A 17,651-nucleotide genomic window follows, 5' to 3' on the forward strand; every position below is an offset into this window, starting at 1 on the left:
CTTAACGGGGCATTCCTGCAACCATGCCCCCTCTCGGCAGCCCTCTTTTGTTAAAGTTCGCGACCCGGGGGCCGACAGACTCCTTTTCCCCGTCACGGATGATTCACATGTTCCGCCCTCTTTTTACCGGCGTTGCCCTGCTCGCCGTCGCCTCCACGGCCCACGCCCAGACCGTCACCACGCCTGAACAACTGCTCACTGAATTCTCACGTTGTGATGCGCGTTTCTTCGAAAGCCTGCGCGACGCCCGCCTGCCTGCCGATACCCTGCGACTGAGCGATTATGGCTCGGTCAAGGCGCCGACCATCATGAGTCCGCTGCAGGAAGGCGGCACGTACCAACACTTCGCAACACCCCTGACCATCAACGGCGTGCGCATGGTCGGCTACTACAATCAGGCCGAGACCATCAAAAACTTCGGAAACTTCCTGTTCTGGGGGTTCGTGGCCGATGGCACACCTCAGGAAGTCGCCGCAAAACTCAAGCCGCTGATCGTAGATAACGCGCGTTTCGTGAATCAGGGCAACGCCATTACCCGCGCAGAAATTCGCCGCGTCGGTGACCCGATCGGCCAATGGCGCACCCAAGGACTGACCGGTCCCGGCGTCGCCACGCCATTTGGTTTCGTTGACCGTGTGCTGATGGTCGACTCGGGCGACAGCACACCGCCGCTTGCCGGACACACCACTGTGTTCTGCTCGCTACAAGGCACCGTGACCGCGCCGCTGCTGCAGGTCTATCGCCCTGACCTCAACGCCCACCTGCTGGACTGACAAGGATGTTTTTCATGAATGCTCGCTGGCCCGCATTGATTGCCTGCTCCATCATCCTCACCGGGTGTGCCGGGATGCAGAACCCGCAGAAAGCCAACCTGGCCCACTGCCGTAATCAGTTTCAGGCGTCAAAAGCCGAAAATTACTCGCTGGTGCTGCAGGAAGGCGATTTATGCCTGCAGAAAAATGCGCTCCCCACCTCGCTGCAAAGCGTGATCTACGCGGTACAGGCTGACGCCTATAACAACCTGAAGCGCTTTCCCGAAGCCGTGGCTGCCAAGGAAAAATCCATGCAGCTGGCGGTCAAGCCCGACCCGCGCGACAACCTGGATTTGAGTTACATGTACCGTGGCGCGGGCAACCCGAAAAAAGCCCTCGAGCTGGTGCAGTACAACCTCGACAACGGGTTGGGTGAAGCCGGCAAGGGTTCCGGTTTCCATATGCCGACCTACTACCATCTGGGCCTTGCGCTGACGGACCTGGGTCAATACCGAGAAGCAGCCGAAGCGTTCAGCACCGGCCTTCAGCGCCAACCGGACTACGCATGGGGTTACTACGCACGCGGGATCGCGTACGACCATCTGGGCGACAAGGACGACGCCAAGGCCGACTTTGTGAAGTTCTCGCAGATTGCCAACAAGAAGTACGTGCTGGCGGAGCAGAAGGCCAAGCTGGACGAGTACAGGATCACCCTCCCCTGACCACGGATCCGCATGTGGGTCAGCCATGAAGACTGTGACTGACCCACCGCATTCGTCCGACCGCGGCCTATACCCTCGTAACTTCCGACGTCTCCTACACGAACCGAGTAGACCGAGATGTTCTGCCCGCCGCATAACCTGTAGGAGCTGCTGGAGGTTACGACAGTGGCGAATGCGGTGGGACAGTAACATCACCGGTGGCTGATCCACCGCGTTCGTCCGACTGCGGCCCATACCGTCGTAACCTCCGACGTCTCCTACACGGACCGGGCAGACCGAGATGTTCTACCCGCCGCATTACCTGTAGGAGCTGCTGGAGGTTACGACAGTGGCGAAAGCAGTGGGGCAGTTACATAACCGGCGACTGACACTCCGCATTCGCTGCCGTCGTAACCTCCGACGTCTCCTACACGGAACGGGCAGACCGGGAGATCGTGGCTGCCTCAGAACCTGTGAGAGCGAGCTCGCGGTTACCCCAGGAGGTCACCCGCTTCAAAACAACCCCATCTGCCCACCGATCAGCGTTTCGAAGTCGTCGTCCACGAACGGCAGGATGGCGTCGGCAATCGGTTGCAGCTGGCGGGTGATGTAGTGGTCGTAGTCGATCGGTGCGCTGCGCACTTCCAGGGGTTCGGGGCCTGCGACGCTGATCACGTAACTGATCCAGCCGCGATTCTGGTACTGCAACGGACGGCCCTGCTCGTGGTTGTACGCGTCGGCAATTCGGGCCGCGCGTACGTGGGGCGGGACGTTGCGTTCGTAGTCGTCCAGCGCTCGGCGAAGGCGTTTGCGGTAAATCAGTTGATCGTCCAGTTCGCCCGCCAGGGTCCGGCGTACGTAGTCACGCACGTAATCCTGATAGGGCCTGCGGTTGAAGATGCGCAGGTACAGTTCCTGCTGGAACGCCTGCGCCAGCGGCGACCAGTCGGTGCGCACGGTTTCCAGGCCCTTGTAGACCATTTCGTCTTCGCCGTTGGCCCGCGTGACGAGGCCGGCGTAGCGCTTTTTGCTGCCCTCCTCGGCCCCTCGGATCGTGGGCATGAGGAAGCGTTTGAAGTGGGTTTCAAATTGCAGCTCCAGCGCGCTTTCCAGCTGGTAGACGTCACGCAGATGCTCGCGCCACCAATCGTTGACGCCCGCGACCAGCGCTTTGCCGATCTGCGCCGCCTCTTCCTGCCCGTGGGGACGTTTGAGCCAGACGAACGTGGAATCGGTGTCGCCATAAATCACTTCGTAACCCTGCGCCTCGATGAGCTGGCGGGTCTGACGCATGATCTGATGCCCGCGCAGGGTGATCGACGAGGCCAGCCGGGTGTCGAAGAAGCGGCACCCACTGGAGCCAAGCACCCCGTAGAAGGCGTTCATGATGATTTTCAATGCTTGCGAAAGCGGCGCGTTGCGCTCGCGTTTAGCCGCTTCGCGACCTTCCGCCACCCGTGAAACGATCGATGGCAGACAGTGCCGGGTGCGCGAGAAACGGGCCCCGCGAAAGCCCTCAACCGAGTCACTGTCATCCGGATGCTTGAGGCCTTCAATCAGCCCGACCGGATCGATGAGGAAGCTGCGAATGATCGACGGATACAGACTCTTGTAGTCCAGCACCAGCACCGACTCGTAGAGGCCGGGCCGAGAATCCATGACGAAGCCACCGGGACTGGCCTCTGGCATCCGCTCGCCCAGATTCGGCGCGACGAACCCTTGGCGATGCATCAGCGGCATGTACAAGTGCTCGAACGCCGCCACCGAACCTCCGCTGCGGTCGGCGGGCAATCCGGTCACCGTGGCGCGCTCCAGGAGAAACGTCAGCAGCTCGGTCTTCTCGAAAATCCGCGTGACCAGCTCGCAGTCCTTGAGGTTGTAGCGCGCCAGCGACGGCTTGTCCTCGGCGAACATGCGGTTGATCTCGTCCATGCGCTGGTAGGGATTGTCGATCGCCTTGCCTTCACCCAACAGCGTTTGCGCCACGTTCTCCAGACTGAACGAGGGAAAGCTCCAGGTCGCCGACCGCAAGGCCTCAATCCCGTCGATGATCAAGCGCCCCGCCGCCGAGGCAAAGTAGTGATTATTGCGCGCCCCGTGCTCGCGCCAGCCCATGGCTTCACCGTCGCGCCCCAGGCGCAGCGGCACGTTCAGCCGCCGGGCATGCTCGTGCAGCACACGCAGGTCAAACTGCACCACGTTCCAGCCGATGATCGCGTCGGGGTCATGCAGCGCCAGCCACTCATTGAGTTTTTCCAGCAACCCTTGGCGGCTGTCGCAGTAATCGAACTTGAAATCCACCTGCGAGGCATCGCCATTGGGCGGGCCGAGCATGTACACCTGACGCTCACCGCAGCCTTCCAGCGCAATGGAATACAGCTCGCCACGCTCCGTGGTTTCGATGTCCAGGGACACCAGTTTCAGCGTCGGCCGATAGCCCGGTGCCGGCCGCATCTGCGCGTCGAGCAGCACGCCTTGAGCGTCCGGCGTGCCGCTGAACTGCACCGGCGCGGTGATGAAGCGCTCCATCAAGTAACGCTCGGGCGGACGCACGTCGGCCTCGTAGACATCGACGCTGGCGCGGCGCAGGTCTTTTTCCAGGTTCATGAGCTGGCGATGCTGACGGGTGTACAACCCGAGGACGGGACGATGGCGAAAATCACACAACTCCAACGCCTTCAGCTCGACGCCCTTTTCGTTGCGCAGTACCGCTTCGGCACGCTCGCGGTGCTGCTCAGGAATGAAGGCGGTGGAGATCTGCGGCTGCAACCGCACGCGCCGTGGCCCGTGATCGGTCGCCAGCCAGAATTCCACCTCCGTCCCCGCGTCGGTGTCGCGCCAATGCCGAGTCAGGACAAAGCCCTGCTGTAATTCCACCTCTGCAACCTCAAAACCGTATTTCAGAGGCGGGATTCTACGGCCATCGGCGTATGAAAGCGCGTCACCCTGTTGTCGTCGCAGTCACAACGTTCTCAAGAATGACCGCCCATCAAAAAATTGGCGCCAAATAATCACAGATTATGGCACTATGCCGCCCGCAATGCGCCATCACCATGGCATCATAAAAGTTCAACGCCACCCAAAGGGATTTGCCCATGATCGCTCGCCTCATCCGCTACAGCCTTGTCTTCGTTTTGCTGTCCGCTTCCGCCGTTCTCACCGGCTGCTCCAGCTTCGTCCAGAAACCCATCGACCTCGACGCCCAATTCTGGAATGACAAGGACCCTGTCATCGGCGTCGCGCTGAGCCCGCTGCCAGCGCCGCAACTGGCATTGACCGGGAATCAGGGTTTACTGGATCTGGCAATCAACAAAGGCGTGAACAGTAAGCTCAGCGATCAGGTCAGCGCCTGGGAATTGCACGACCTCGAAAGCCTGCCGGATGAAGTCGTCGCCAGCCTGAAAGCCAAAGGTCTCAACGCCAAACGCATTCCTGACGCAATCGACCTGACAACATTCAAAGAAACTGAAAAGCGCGAAGGTTACCTGGCGCGCAACATCAGTGACCTGAAAAGCAAATACGGCGTAGACCGCCTTCTGTTGATCTCCTACACCACCACAGGTGCATTCCGCAGTTACTACAGTGTCGTGCCTACCAGCGTTCCTACGCCTCAAGTCGGCGGAATTGGCATGCTGGTCGACCCGAAGGACAGCCGCCTGGTCTGGTACAAGCCGTTTGTGGTGGTGCAGCCTGCCCAAGGTGAATGGGACCAGCCGGGTTACAGCAACCTGTCCAATGCCTTCTACCAGGCGCTGGATGGCAGCCGTCAACAAATCCTGTCTGCGTTCAATAAATGAAGCGATTGAGCCTAATGACAGGCCGGCACATCGGCCTGGGCGTGGCACTCGGGCTGATGCTGGGCGGCTGCGCCCAGTCCCCGGCGCCATCACGAAGCTTCAACGACCCTGCTGCGATGCGTTACATCAATGATCACGGCCTGCGGGTTGACGTGCAGATACCAGCCAAGGACTTCGTCACCGCCTCGATGGTGATTGACGCCAAGACCGCGATGGCTGCCCAGCAAACCAGCCAGAACGCTGCCAATGCCGCGCACGGCGCGGGACTTGCCGGGCTCCTGGTGCTCGGCGCGCTTCATTCGCAAATGGGCAGTGGCGCGCTGGAGCGCGACGCTCGCCATGAAGCCGAAAACGACGCCAAGCCTATGGCATCGTTGCTGGCGGGTAACCCCCTCGACAGCCAGTTGCAGGAGCGTTACCGGCAGGCGAGCGCGGATGCGGGCCTCAGGCAAGCGCAGAACCCGATTGCCGGACGGCTCGTGATACGGCCCCACATCGTTTTGGCGCCCGACCGTGGCAGCTTCAGTCTGCTCAACGAAGTCGAGCTTCAGGACATCGCCGGTTCGGCGCTCTATCACGCGCGCATCGAGGTCTTCAGCCAGTCCTTTCGGCGGTGTGGAGCATCGTGCATCGACGACGGCCAGCTCGATCTGGCGAACGTCACCACGGTGCTGAACGCCAGCATCGATGAGTCGATGAAAGTCCTGGCTCAGGACCTGCAGGCACAAGGCAACGCGGGACGCGAACAGACCATTCGGTACGTGATCAACGGTCAACGCCATGTAGAGCGAGGTCAGTTGCTGTCCTCAAGCGACACCTACGTGCGCTACCGCAGCCTGGATGGCGCAGTCAGGTCGGCCCCCGTGAAGCTGGAAGACTCGACGCTTTTGCCTGCGTTGCAGCAGGTTGCCGGGGCGCCCGCTCAGGTGGTGCCCTCGCTACAGCCATGACCCGGAAGGTTCGCGTCGGCGATGACGCGGACCTCTCTGTAGACCTCAGGGAACAAGCCGGCCACTCAGGTATCAGAAGATGACTCGCACATCTTCTGAGGGATCCAGCATGCTTGTTCGACGCACCTCTCTGGCGACCGCCGTCGCCGCCACGCTTTTCTGCTCACTGGCCTTTGCCGCCGACCTGCCGCCTGATCAGCTTTTGAAAAAGGCCGAAGCCGAACAAAAACCCTATCTTGCGACCGTTAAACAACTGGTAGACATCGACACCGGCACAGGACAGGCCGCTGGACTGAAGACGGTCAGCGCAGTCCTGGTCGAGCGGCTCAAGGCCTTGGGTGCGACGGTCGAGACCACACCGGCGACGCCCTCTGCGGGCGATAACATCGTCGGCACCATCAAGGGCAACGGCACCAAGACTTTCTTGCTGATGATTCACTACGACACCGTGTTCGGGCCCGGCACTGCCGCGAAACGGCCGTTCCGCGTCGATGCGCAGCACGCCTACGGCCCTGGCGTGGCCGACGCGAAAGGTGGCGTTGCCATGGTGCTGCACTCGCTCAAGCTGCTGCAGGATCAGAAGTTCAAGGGCTTCGGCACCATCACCGTGCTGTTCAACCCGGACGAAGAAACAGGCTCCTCGGGCTCGAAGAAACTCATCGCCGACCTGGCGAAAAAACATGACTACGTGTTCTCGTACGAGCCGCCCGACAAAGACGCCGTCACCGTCGCCACCAACGGCATCAACGGGGTGTTCGTGGACGTGAAGGGTAAGTCGTCGCATGCGGGCTCCGCGCCCGAAGCCGGACGCAACGCCGCGATGGAGCTGGCCCATCAACTGCTTCAGCTCAAAGACCTTGGCGATCCGGCCAAAGGCACGACGGTGAACTGGACGCTGATCAAGGGCGGCGAGAAGCGCAACATCATCCCCTCCAGCGCGGCGGCCGAAGGCGACATGCGTTATTCGGACCTGAGCGAGACGGACCGCGTGCTGGCTGACGGTCAACGCATCGTGCAGAACAAGCTGATCGACGGAACGGAAGTGAGTTTTCGTCTCGACAAAGGTCGCCCACCGCTGGTGAAAAACCCCGCGTCGGAAGGCCTCGCGAAAACCGCCCAGACGCTGTACAGCAAGATCGGTCGCACGGTCGAACCGATCGCCATGCGTTTCGGCACCGACGCCGGCTACGCGTATGTGCCTGACAGCCAGAAGCCTGCCGTGCTGGAAACCATGGGCGTGGTCGGCGCCGGCTTGCACGCCGACGACGAATACGCCGACCTGTCGAGCATCGCACCCAGGCTGTACCTGACGGTGGCAATGATCATGGACTTGTCCGAGAAGTAGCCTCTCTACCAAGGCCACTCAGTCACTGTTTTTAAGTCTGGCGCAGGGCCGTGGAACCAGGTGTGTCAGCCAGGCTTCCACGGCATCCAGCCAAGCGCAGCCCGTCAACTATCCCAATGCGCCCACCACCGCACTGACGATGCGCTCCACATCCGCTTCATCAATGATCAACGGCGGCAACAGTCGAATGGTGTTTCCGCGGGTGACGTTGATCAGCACACCGTGGTCCTGGGCGGCGGTCAGGCACAGGTCACGAATGGGCCGGTTCAGTTCAATCCCGATCATCAAACCCAGCCCACGAATCTGCAACACATCAGGATGCCCGGCCAGCGCCTCACGCAGACGTGCCAGCAGCCGCTCGCCCTGCCCGGCCGCGTTGTTCAACAGACCTTGCTGCTCGACGATATCCAGCACGGTGCAGCCCACCCGGCATGCCAGCGGATTGCCGCCGAAGGTGCTGCCATGGCTGCCCGGCGTGAACAACCTCGCCACGGCGGCGGACGCCAGGCAGGCGCCAATCGGGATGCCGTTGCCCAGCGCTTTGGCCAGGGTCATGACGTCCGGCACGATGCCTTCGTGCTGAAAGGCAAACCAGCGTCCGGTACGGCCAATGCCGGTCTGGATTTCATCAAGGATCATCAACCAGCCGTTCTGGCTGCAGTGCGCCCGCACGGCTTTCAGATAACCCGGTGGCGGCAGGGTGACGCCGCCCTCCCCTTGAACCGGCTCGAGCATCACCGCGACGATGCGCTCGCCGTAGGTCCGTGCGGCCTGTTTGATCGCGTCCATGTCGCCAAACGGCACTTTGACGAACTCCCCGGACATCGGCTGATACCCCAAGCGCACCGCGCCATTGTCGCTCGCCGACAAAGTACCCAGCGTGCGCCCATGAAAGGCGTTTTCCATCACCAGCACCAGCGGTTGCTCAATGCCCTTGGCCCAGCCGTACAACCGGGCCAGCTTGAGCGCCGTCTCGTTGGCTTCAGCGCCCGAGTTGTTGAAGAACACCTGTTCCAGCCCGGACAGCCGCGTGAGTTTCGCGGCGAGCCGTTGTTGCCAGTCAATGCGGTAATGATTGGAGGTGTGCAGCAGCAAACCGGCCTGTTCGCTGATCGCCGAGACGATCCACGGGTGACTGTGGCCGACATTGGTCACCGCCACGCCCGCCACGGCGTCCAGATACTGACGACCGCTGTCGTCCCAGAGTCGCGCGCCCTCACCTCTGACGAAGCTCAACGGCAGGGGTTTGTAAGTGTTCATCAGGCAGGCGGCGGTCATGTCCATTGCTCCATCACGGTTTAGTGAGGCCAGTATCGTTAACCCGATTTGTTGTATAAAGACCGCCTTCCTTGAGTCACTTTAAAGCAGGGCTTGATAATGGATGTGCTTCAGGCGATGAACGTATTCGTTAACGTGGTCGAGAGCGGCAGTATGACGGCGGCGGCGCGGCAGTGCGAAATGTCCACCACAATGGTTGGCAATCACTTGAAAGCGCTGGAGCAACGACTCGGGGTCAGCCTGTTGCAGCGTACGACCCGGCGACAGAACCTCACGGAATTCGGTGTTCAGTACTACCGTCGGTGCGTCGAGGTGCTGGGCTTAGTAACAGATTCCGAACGCATGGCCGAACACCTGCAGACCGAGCCCAGCGGCACCTTGCGCATCACCGCACCGCCTGCGTTCGGTGCCGAACGCTTGTCGCCGATGCTCAGCGATTTCGTCTTGCGCTACCCGGAGATCAAGGTCGAGGTGGTGCTGAGTAACCAGTCGATGGACCTGGTGGAGCACGGGTTCGACGCCGCCATTCGCCTGGGCATTCCCGAATCGTCTGCGCTGATCGCACGCCCGCTGAATGACTACACGCTGACCATCTGCGCCTCCAAGGCTTACCTCGAACGGCGCGGAACGCCCCTGACGGCAGACGACCTGAGCGCCCACAGCTGCCTCTCGTTCGCTTACCCGGCCGGTGACGACTGGCGAGCAGCCGAAAAGCTATGGAAACTCACCGGCCCTGAAGGCGTGATCGAAATCCCGGTGTCCGGACCCATGATCGTCAACAGCACGCCGGCGCTGCGCCAGGCTGCGCTGGCCGGCATGGGCGTGACGATGCTGCCGGACGTACTGATCAGCGAAGACCTGCAGAGCGGCAGGCTGGTGCCGCTGCTACAAGGATATCAACCGCCGAGTCGCCCGCTGTGGCTGATGTACCCGCAGGACCGCTACCGCCTGCCCAAGGTCAGGCATTTTGTGGAATGTGCGTTGGCGGCGTGGGGGAAATGAACCGACGACCCGAGTGAACGCCACCGCACAGCGCTGCACTGGCCCGGTTACTCGGCAACGGCGATCAGGTCCATCTCCACCGTGGCATTCTTCGGCAACTGATACACCCCGACCGAGCTGCGGGTATGCGCGCCCGCCTCACCGAACACGAAGAACAACAACTCAGACGCACCATCGGCCACTTCGCTCTGCTGAGTAAAGCTGTCGGTGCATTGCACGAACAGGGTCATGCGCAGCACGCGCCTGACCTTGTCGAGACTGCCCAGGCTGCGCTGCAGCAACGCGATGGCGCGCAAGGCGCTGATTTTCGCGCCCAATTGCGCCTGTTCCAGCGTGACATCGGCACCGGCCCGCCCCGTGACGACCACCGTGTCGCCCACACGGGGAATTTGCCCACTGATGTAGATCTGATCCTCATGACGGACCAGCGGCACGTAATTGCCGCCAATCTTGATCTCGCCCTCGAAGTCATGACCCAACTGCTCACACGCCTGTTTGAAGCGCACATCACACGACATTGTCAGTCCCTGTTGTTCGAAGGTGGTGGGTGTCCCGCGCCCGAATCATAAACCCACACGGCCCGGCGTGGGCGCTGCCGTGCCCTATCAGGAGTTCCCGGGATCGCAATTGATAACGGGCATGTCGGGTATCGACAGAGAGAAATAGTGTGAAAAGCCCTGCGTCGATACAGTCATTACATCCTTCATTAAATGAGTCGAGGTTGGAAATGTCCCGCGCCATCAAATTTCACCGCTTCGGCAAAGCCGATGTGCTCAGCTGCGAGGAGCAACCTGACCGCTTGCCGGGTCCACAGGAAGTGCTGGTTCGTGCCGAAGCCATCGGCATCAGCTGGGACGATGTGTTGTGGCGGCAGAACCTTGCCCTGACCAACGTCCAGTTGCCTGCGGGTATCGGCAGCGAAATGGCCGGCATCGTCGAAGCCGTCGGCAGCGACGTGACCGATCTGAAAGTGGGCGATAAAGTCGCCAGCTTCAAGGCCATGAGCGCCAACGATTATCCGGTGTGCGGCGACCATGTATTGGTCCCTCGCAACGCATTGACGCGCTATCCCGACGCCCTGACCCCGATCGAGGCCAGCGTTCACTACACGCCAATGCTGCTGGCGTACTTCGCCTTCGTCGACCTGGCCAAGGTGCAACCCGGCCAGACCGTGCTGGTGACCGATGCGGCCTACAGTCCCGGTATTGCTTTTGTGCAATTGGGCAAGGCGCTGGGCCTGCGTGTCATCGCGGCGACCCAACATGCAGAGGACCGCGAGTACCTCCTGGCCAATGGCGCCGAGCGGGTGATCGTGACCGAAGAAGACGATATTTGCTTGCGCATCGAAGCACTGACCAAAGGTCAAGGCATCGAGGCGGTGTTCGACGGCTTCGGCGGCATGCAGATGTCGATGCTCGGCGACGTCCTCGCTCCACGCGGCAGCCTCGTGTTGTACGGCTTGCGCGGCGGTAACAAGACGCCGTTCCCGGCATTGCAGGCTTTCCGCAAGAACATGCGTTTCTTCGTGCATTGCCTGGAGAACTTCACCGGCAAACCTGAGCTGGGTATCGAACAGGACGGGCCTGCAATGAAGCGCGCGCTGGACACCATCAATGAACTGACCGTTCAGGGCCTGCTCAAGCCGGACATCCATCGCACCTGGCCATTCGAGCAATACGGCAAGGCGCATAACCATCTGGACGATGATCCGGTCCGGGGTCGCGTGGTGCTGAGGGTGCGCTGAACAACAACAGGCACCTCCCCCCCGCGCGGCCGCGCCCTGCTGCCGAGCGGTCTCCATCACGTATGGGCGTTTACTGAAGTTGAGGGTAAACGCCAGAAGAACATCAGTTCCCCTTCCTCCGAATCCCTTTGCTTTGATTCCCTGTCGACCTGACACAGGTCATCGTTTGGCCCGAACTCGGCTGCGCCGTTCGCCGGTTTGGCGCGAACTCGCTCAGACTCGCTTGATCAGCAACGTGTGATCAACCCCTGGCGAGCAATGCGCGTGAGGTGACGAATCACCGCGTCAGCATGCTCGGCGCAAGGCGCCTGGACGACGGCCAGGTCAAACTGGTCATTGGAGAAGCGTTCAAGGGATTCGTTGGCGTCGATGAACTGGATGAGAAACGCGTGGGGGCCGTTCTGACGACGGGGCCAGCCATCGAGGTATCGCAACAGCGTGGGCTGATGGGCACCGCCCAGCAGGATTTTCGGATTACGGCGATTGAATTGACTGGCGATAGGCGCCAGACGAACGAGGGGGCGCAGATTGGATTGGGTGCTCATCGTGTGTTTTCTCGGCCTCAGTGTTCCGCTGGGCAGCGGTGAGAGGCAACACCGAACCAGCGCTTTAGCGGTATTTCGACGGCGTTTTCACGACATCAGGCGCCCCGCAAGTAGCTGTTTAAATCGGCGCATGAGCGGCATCCTAGAGAAGCGGCTTGGGCATTGTCAATTGGCGGTGGGTGGCGATTCCCGGATTCAGGGATAAAAAGCGTGCTGCGCGTCACCTAGCCGGGACCCGAGTCGCATCTGATGTCAGCTGGACTGCTCCAGCATCAAGAGCCACGGCCAGGCAAACAGTGAACCACGTGGCTGCCCTGATTTTGATTCTGCCCGCAGGGCGTATGAACGACCGGGGGTGGCGTTCCACCTTGCCCGCGATCTGCTGCGAAGTAGTAGTAAGGCCAAACACCTCGGCAGTGTCAGGTAAACCGCACACACAGGATTTGCTGCCGGTTCCCGGCAGATCGTCCGAGTGCGGCCCAGAGCAAGCGCGCTCCTACAGTTGAGAACGGCGTGCGGGAGATGGATGCATGAATCATGATGCGAAGAGCGTTAGCTCCAGCACGCGTCGCTCTTGTACGCGATAGCCCAGACACCACAAAACGCGACTTGGGTGCAGGCTGAACGCAGGTGGCACAGGTCTGGCGCGAGCCAAGCCCCATCAGCGACAACACAGGCAACCGATATCCACCGCCAACCGCAACACAAAAAAGCACCCATAAAAAATCCCGATCTAAAAAGACCGGGATTCTTCAGAAAACCGCTAACCGTTACTTGCTGGCAATCAAACGATCCAGCGACACCCGACCGGCACCCTCGATCAACACCGCAATCGCAGCACCTAACAAGGCCAGACCAAACTCAAACCCATTATTGGCCATGAACAAACCGTTGTGAATGTGGACCGAAAGAATCGCCACCACCAACATCACGATCAACACCACCGCCGCAGGGCGTGCAAGCAAACCGAGGAACAACGCCAGGCCGCCGAAAAACTCCGCACTGCCCGACAACAACGCCATCAGGTAACCCGGATTCAACCCCAGACTGGCCATGTACTGGCCCGTCCCTTCGAGACCATAGCCGCCAAACATACCGAACAGCTTCTGGCTGCCGTGAGCCATGAAAATGATGCCAACGATAATGCGCAGAACAGCGATGCCATAACCGGCGCGAGTGGAGAAAAGCGATTTAAGAGAAGCGTTCATGGCGTTTAATTCCATTTGGTATGAAGGATTGGCGCCATGATAATCGAATCAATAAATATGAAAATCGCAAAAAGCGCGTCATAAACATCGATTTAATCGATTAGTCTCTGATCGCCACCTTCCGTGAGGATGGACTCTCCAGCGAACTGCGCTCCTGGTCATAGGCCAGGTAGTACTTGTTCACACTGTTAACGTAGCTCACGACGTTCATCCCCACCTGCTCCATCGCCACGCGCTCGACCTGAAAGAACCATTGATTGGGGTTCAAACCCTGACGCTTGGCCTCGGTGCGCATGGCTTGCACCCGCTCAGGCCCCAGGTTGTAAGCGGCGAGCGTAAACGCCATCCGCTCCCGTTCGTTGATTTTCGGACTGGCAAAGAACTTGCGGCGGATCATCGCCAGGTATTTGCTCGCGGCCTGCACGTTGCCATCGACATCATGGATATTGTCGACGCCCACCCGCTGCGCCGCCGACGGGGTAATTTGCAGCAGCCCCGTTGCGCCGCTGCCGCCCTTCGCCACCGGGTTAAGCGCTGACTCCTTGAACGCCAGCGCGGCGAGGTCAAGCCAGTCCATCTTTTGTGCATCGGCGTGACGTTGCAGGGTCGGGCGCAGTTTTTCCAGACGCTGGCGGTCTTCGCGGGCCAACGGGTAATGCACGCGGTAAAGGTCTTTGTAGGCTTTCTGGAACGCGACATCCTGGTTCGCTGGCGGCTCGTAGGTCTCCAGGAACCGGTCGACCGTGGCATGCAGCATCACGGCGTCCTTGCGCACGTACCAGCTCATGTCCCCTGGATCGCTCAAGGCCACCGAACGGTCAACCCGCAGTTTGGGCATGACCCGCGCCCACCGCTCGGCAATCGGTTGCTCGACCACGGTCAGGTGATAGATACCGGCCTGCACCATCTCCAGCACGTCTTCCACAGCCAGGCTGGGGTCAACCCATTCGATCTTCACCGGCGGCAACTTACGCAGCGCCAGTTTCTGGTTGAGTTGCGCGATGGCCTCGTCCGCCGCGCTGCCATTGGCCAGCATCAGGGTGCGGCCCGAGAGTTGTTCCGGGTGCCTGAAACTGCGTTCGCCACGCACCCCGACCACCACCAGCGGCACATGACTGACCACCGGCTCGGTGGCATCGACATAGTGCGCGGCACTGGCATCGAGCAGTTCGCCGGGCGCGACCATGTCGCCTTCCCCGCGTTGCAGCGCGGCAAGCAGTTGGTCCTTGGCTTTGGGAATCAGTTTGATCGAGACTTTCTGGCCGTCTCTGGCATGGCCATTGAGGTATTTCTCGAACGCTTGCAGACGGCGGTACTCCACGCCGATGGGCTCACCCTGCACTTCGCCGGAACTGTTGCGGCTCTGGTTGACCAACACGCGAAGCACTTTGCTGCTGCGAATGGCCGCAAGGTCACGAATCTGGGTTTTCTTGATGATGACCGGAGGTCCGACGGGACGTGCGCTGGCGTGGGTGGGGACCAGCAACAGGCACAACAACGAGATCAGAGAGGCTCGGATCATTGACGCTCCGGGAAAATGCCGAAAAAACGGGCTTGAAGTCTGTGTTGGGCAGTCGCACGTGCCGCAGACGGGTTCTGCAGCCAACAACATCACAGGGATCTAATAATTATAAGCAGTTGAGACTGCTTGTTTTTTTATCGCTTCAATCGCTCTGGTATTCTTCTCGGCCTCCGGCCTGAGGTGCACCATGCAACTAATCGACATCGGCGTCAACCTGACCAACCCAAGCTTCGCCGCCAAAGAGCGGGAGGTTCTCGACCGGGCCTACGCCGCGGGCGTGGCTCAATTGATCCTTACCGGCACCAGCGTCGACAGCAGCGAACAGGCGTTGCAGATGTGCCGTCAACTCGACGAAAGCGGCCAGCGGTTGTTCAGCACCGCCGGGGTTCACCCCCATTCGGCGAGCGATTGGACCCCTGAGACCGAAAAACAGTTGCATGCCCTGTTAAAAGAAAACTCCGTGTGTGCCGTCGGCGAATGCGGGCTGGATTTCAACCGCGATTTCTCGCCCCGCCCGCAACAGGAAAAGGTTCTGGAAGCGCACCTGGCCCTTGCGGTCGCCTTGCAGTTGCCCGTGTTCCTGCACGAACGCGATGCCGATCAACGGCTGCTGGCGATCTTGCGGGACTATCGGGATCAATTGCCGGCGGCGGTGGTGCACTGCTTCACCGGAGAAAAGCGCGCGCTGTTCAGTTACCTCGACATGGACTTGCACATTGGTATCACCGGCTGGATCTGCGACGAGCGCCGAGGCACTCACTTGCACCCGCTGGTGCGCGACATCCCCCGTGGCCGTTTGATGCTGGAAAGCGATGCGCCTTACCTCCTGCCCCGCAGCCTGCGACCCAAACCGAAAAACGGCCGCAATGAGCCTGCTTACCTTCCCGAAGTACTGCGCGAAGTCGCACTGCATCGCGGGGAAACCGAAGCCGACGTCGCCGCTCATACCACGGCATGTGCACGCGCGTTCTTCTCTCTGCCGGCGCTCGAGCTGAGTGCAGGTGTTGATCCAGATCAACACCGTTGACCTGCTGCACTGGGAAAATGCTGGCACCTTGCCTTGCCACGCGTCATCACCGACACGTGCAACTCACAGAAGAGCTTTCTCATGGGCCGCTGGTTGAGCAACATCTCGCTGAAATACAAGTTCTGGGCGGTGAACGCAGTCGCGTTCATCACCACCCTGCTGCTGGTGCTTTACGCCCTTCAGATCGAACAACACGCCCGAGCCGCCGACGCTGAAGCGTTCCATCAGGCTCAGCAACACCTGCTGGCTGCATGGCCGGCAGGGCAAGCGCTTCCGAGCCTCCCGCTTCTCGGCGCCCCGCCTTCATTCGACCGACTGCTGGCCGAGCATGCCGGCCATTACGCCATCGCCGTGTGTGTGCTGATGCTCCTGATGCTCGGCGCCTCACAGTTGTTGATCCGCTTCCTGCTGACCCACCTCAACACCCTCAAGGACGTGATGCTGCACGTCGAGCACAGTGGCGACCTGTCCGCCCGGGTGCCGCTGGCCGGCGAGGACGAAGTCGGGCAAATGGCCAAGGCGTTCAACGCCATGCAGGCGGGTTATCAACGCATCGTTGGCACCGTGGCGCAATCGGCGGCGCGGCTGGATCAAGGCGCGGTGCATCTGGCCTCCGGCATGAGTGATGTGCGCCAAGGCATGTTGGGTCAGCAGAGCGAAACCGACCAGGTGGCCACGGCCATCAACGAGATGACCGCCACCGTCTATCACATCGCCCAGCACGCCAGCGCCACCCGTGACCAGTCACAGAACGCCGACACGCTCGCAGGCAGCGGCAAAGAGGTCGTGGACCGGGTGCAGGCGTCGATCTCGGGGCTGTCCAATGGCGTGCAGCAGACGGCGGGCATGATCCAGCGCCTTGCCGAGGACAGCCAGAAGATCAACAGCGTGGTCAGCGTGATTCACAGCATCGCCGAACAAACCAACCTGCTGGCGCTCAACGCCGCCATCGAAGCGGCACGGGCCGGAGAAATGGGCCGTGGATTCGCGGTGGTCGCCGATGAGGTGCGCAACCTGGCCAGACGCGTGCAAACCTCGACCGACGAAATCACGACCATGGTGTCGGACCTGCAGGCCGGCACGCGCGATGCCGTGGACTTCATGCAGGAGAGTTCGTACAAGGCCGACGATTGCGTGCAGCAAGCGCGGGAGGCCGGGGAAGCGTTGACGGCAATCACCGAAGCCGTCGCGCAAATGCGTGAGAGCAACACCCAGATTGCCGTGGCCGCGCAGCAACAAAGTCAGGTGGCTGAAGAAATGAACCGCGCGGTGGTCAGCATCCGCGACGTGACGGAACGTACGGTGCGCCAGACCGTCGACTCGGCCAGCACCAGCGATGAACTGGCGACGCTGGCGGGTGAATTGAATACGGCCATCGGGCAGTTGAAGGTGACGGGATAGATCTGGGCAGCGCGTCTTCGACCTATTACCTTTCCCACGTGCTGGCTATCACACCGATAGCAAACCTCGATTCGCCGTCTGACGGCAGCGGGCCTATTCTGAATCCATCGAAAACGGTTCTTATTCAGGCTTTACGAGGTCACCATCATGCCCAAGTTCATTACCAACCTGCACCTTGAACACTTCTTCACGGCCGCCAACAGATCCGGCCTGCCGTCCAATATGGTGCTGTCATCCCTGGCGTTCCCGCTGTCGATTGTGTCGGGCCTGCTCTTGCTGGACGGTGCTCTGAGTGCCAGCGTGACATCTGCCGCGATTGGCGTGCTGGGTCTGGTCGCTGCGCAGGCCATCAAAACCCGAGGCCAGTAAGGTCTCGGGC

Annotated in this window: 16 protein-coding genes; 10 read left to right on the forward strand and 6 right to left on the reverse strand. The window is 60.8% G+C overall.

Going from position 1 to position 17,651, the window contains the following annotated elements; genetic code table 11:
- The first annotated feature begins 107 nt into the window (after positions 1-107).
- Positions 108-773 carry a hypothetical protein gene (locus AB4N84_RS28740; protein ID WP_083370684.1) on the forward strand — a complete coding sequence of 222 codons (666 nt, stop codon included), beginning with the start codon at positions 108-110 and terminating at the stop codon, positions 771-773.
- A gap of 14 nt (positions 774-787) precedes the next feature.
- Positions 788-1,474 carry a tetratricopeptide repeat protein gene (locus AB4N84_RS28745; RefSeq protein ID WP_460044366.1) on the forward strand — a complete coding sequence of 229 codons (687 nt, stop codon included), beginning with the start codon at positions 788-790 and terminating at the stop codon, positions 1,472-1,474.
- A gap of 492 nt (positions 1,475-1,966) precedes the next feature.
- Here AB4N84_RS28745 and AB4N84_RS28750 read toward each other — a convergent pair whose 3' ends face one another.
- Positions 1,967-4,330 carry a DNA polymerase II gene (locus AB4N84_RS28750; protein WP_460044367.1) on the reverse strand — a complete coding sequence of 788 codons (2,364 nt, stop codon included), beginning with the start codon at positions 4,328-4,330 and terminating at the stop codon, positions 1,967-1,969.
- Positions 4,331-4,548: 218 nt separating this feature from the next.
- On the opposite strand from AB4N84_RS28750, the gene AB4N84_RS28755 reads away from it, so the two are divergent.
- From AB4N84_RS28755 to AB4N84_RS28765, 3 genes are all read left to right on the forward strand, one after another.
- Entirely contained in the window at positions 4,549-5,250 is a 702-nt protein-coding gene (locus tag AB4N84_RS28755) for a hypothetical protein (protein ID WP_460044368.1), read from the forward strand.
- Between the two features lie 14 nt (positions 5,251-5,264).
- Positions 5,265-6,200: a hypothetical protein gene (locus tag AB4N84_RS28760; protein WP_460047168.1), complete on the forward strand. Its 936-nt coding sequence runs from the start codon at positions 5,265-5,267 to the stop codon at positions 6,198-6,200.
- Between the two features lie 109 nt (positions 6,201-6,309).
- Positions 6,310-7,545 carry a M20/M25/M40 family metallo-hydrolase gene (locus tag AB4N84_RS28765; protein ID WP_460044370.1) on the forward strand — a complete coding sequence of 412 codons (1,236 nt, stop codon included), beginning with the start codon at positions 6,310-6,312 and terminating at the stop codon, positions 7,543-7,545.
- Between the two features lie 108 nt (positions 7,546-7,653).
- Here AB4N84_RS28765 and AB4N84_RS28770 read toward each other — a convergent pair whose 3' ends face one another.
- Positions 7,654-8,823, reverse strand: a complete 1,170-nt coding sequence (locus tag AB4N84_RS28770; RefSeq protein WP_460044372.1) for an acetylornithine/succinylornithine family transaminase — start codon at positions 8,821-8,823, stop codon at positions 7,654-7,656.
- A gap of 99 nt (positions 8,824-8,922) precedes the next feature.
- Between AB4N84_RS28770 and AB4N84_RS28775 the strand changes: the two genes are divergently transcribed.
- Positions 8,923-9,825: a LysR family transcriptional regulator gene (locus tag AB4N84_RS28775; protein WP_460044373.1), complete on the forward strand. Its 903-nt coding sequence runs from the start codon at positions 8,923-8,925 to the stop codon at positions 9,823-9,825.
- 47 nt (positions 9,826-9,872) lie between these two features.
- On the opposite strand, the gene AB4N84_RS28780 is transcribed toward AB4N84_RS28775, so the two are convergent.
- Complete coding sequence (locus AB4N84_RS28780; RefSeq protein ID WP_074753368.1) at positions 9,873-10,343, reverse strand: RidA family protein; 471 nt, start codon at positions 10,341-10,343, stop codon at positions 9,873-9,875.
- A gap of 209 nt (positions 10,344-10,552) precedes the next feature.
- On the opposite strand from AB4N84_RS28780, the gene AB4N84_RS28785 reads away from it, so the two are divergent.
- On the forward strand, positions 10,553-11,569 hold the full coding sequence (locus tag AB4N84_RS28785) for a zinc-dependent alcohol dehydrogenase family protein (RefSeq protein WP_074753369.1): 1,017 nt from the start codon (positions 10,553-10,555) through the stop codon (positions 11,567-11,569).
- A 227-nt stretch (positions 11,570-11,796) separates the two neighbouring features.
- On the opposite strand, the gene AB4N84_RS28790 is transcribed toward AB4N84_RS28785, so the two are convergent.
- The 3 genes from AB4N84_RS28790 to AB4N84_RS28800 all read right to left on the reverse strand — a co-directional run bounded on the left by AB4N84_RS28790 (position 11,797) and on the right by AB4N84_RS28800 (position 14,844).
- Positions 11,797-12,114, reverse strand: coding sequence for a class I SAM-dependent methyltransferase (locus tag AB4N84_RS28790; protein ID WP_460044374.1), 318 nt, complete (start codon positions 12,112-12,114; stop codon positions 11,797-11,799).
- Positions 12,115-12,884: 770 nt separating this feature from the next.
- A complete protein-coding gene (locus AB4N84_RS28795; RefSeq protein ID WP_074753371.1) occupies positions 12,885-13,322 on the reverse strand; it encodes a DoxX family protein in 438 nt (145 codons plus the stop codon).
- Between the two features lie 100 nt (positions 13,323-13,422).
- A complete protein-coding gene (locus AB4N84_RS28800) occupies positions 13,423-14,844 on the reverse strand; it encodes an MltF family protein (RefSeq protein WP_460044376.1) in 1,422 nt (473 codons plus the stop codon).
- A gap of 187 nt (positions 14,845-15,031) precedes the next feature.
- Between AB4N84_RS28800 and AB4N84_RS28805 the strand changes: the two genes are divergently transcribed.
- The 3 genes from AB4N84_RS28805 (at position 15,032) to AB4N84_RS28815 (ending at position 17,641) form a co-directional block, all read left to right on the forward strand.
- Complete coding sequence (locus AB4N84_RS28805) at positions 15,032-15,871, forward strand: TatD family hydrolase (protein WP_074753373.1); 840 nt, start codon at positions 15,032-15,034, stop codon at positions 15,869-15,871.
- 81 nt (positions 15,872-15,952) lie between these two features.
- On the forward strand, positions 15,953-17,272 hold the full coding sequence (locus AB4N84_RS28810; RefSeq protein WP_460044377.1) for a methyl-accepting chemotaxis protein: 1,320 nt from the start codon (positions 15,953-15,955) through the stop codon (positions 17,270-17,272).
- Positions 17,273-17,419: 147 nt separating this feature from the next.
- On the forward strand, positions 17,420-17,641 hold the full coding sequence (locus AB4N84_RS28815) for a hypothetical protein (protein WP_460044378.1): 222 nt from the start codon (positions 17,420-17,422) through the stop codon (positions 17,639-17,641).
- Positions 17,642-17,651 lie beyond the last annotated feature (10 nt).

It is taken from the genome of Pseudomonas sp. S2_H01, assembly GCF_054668305.1.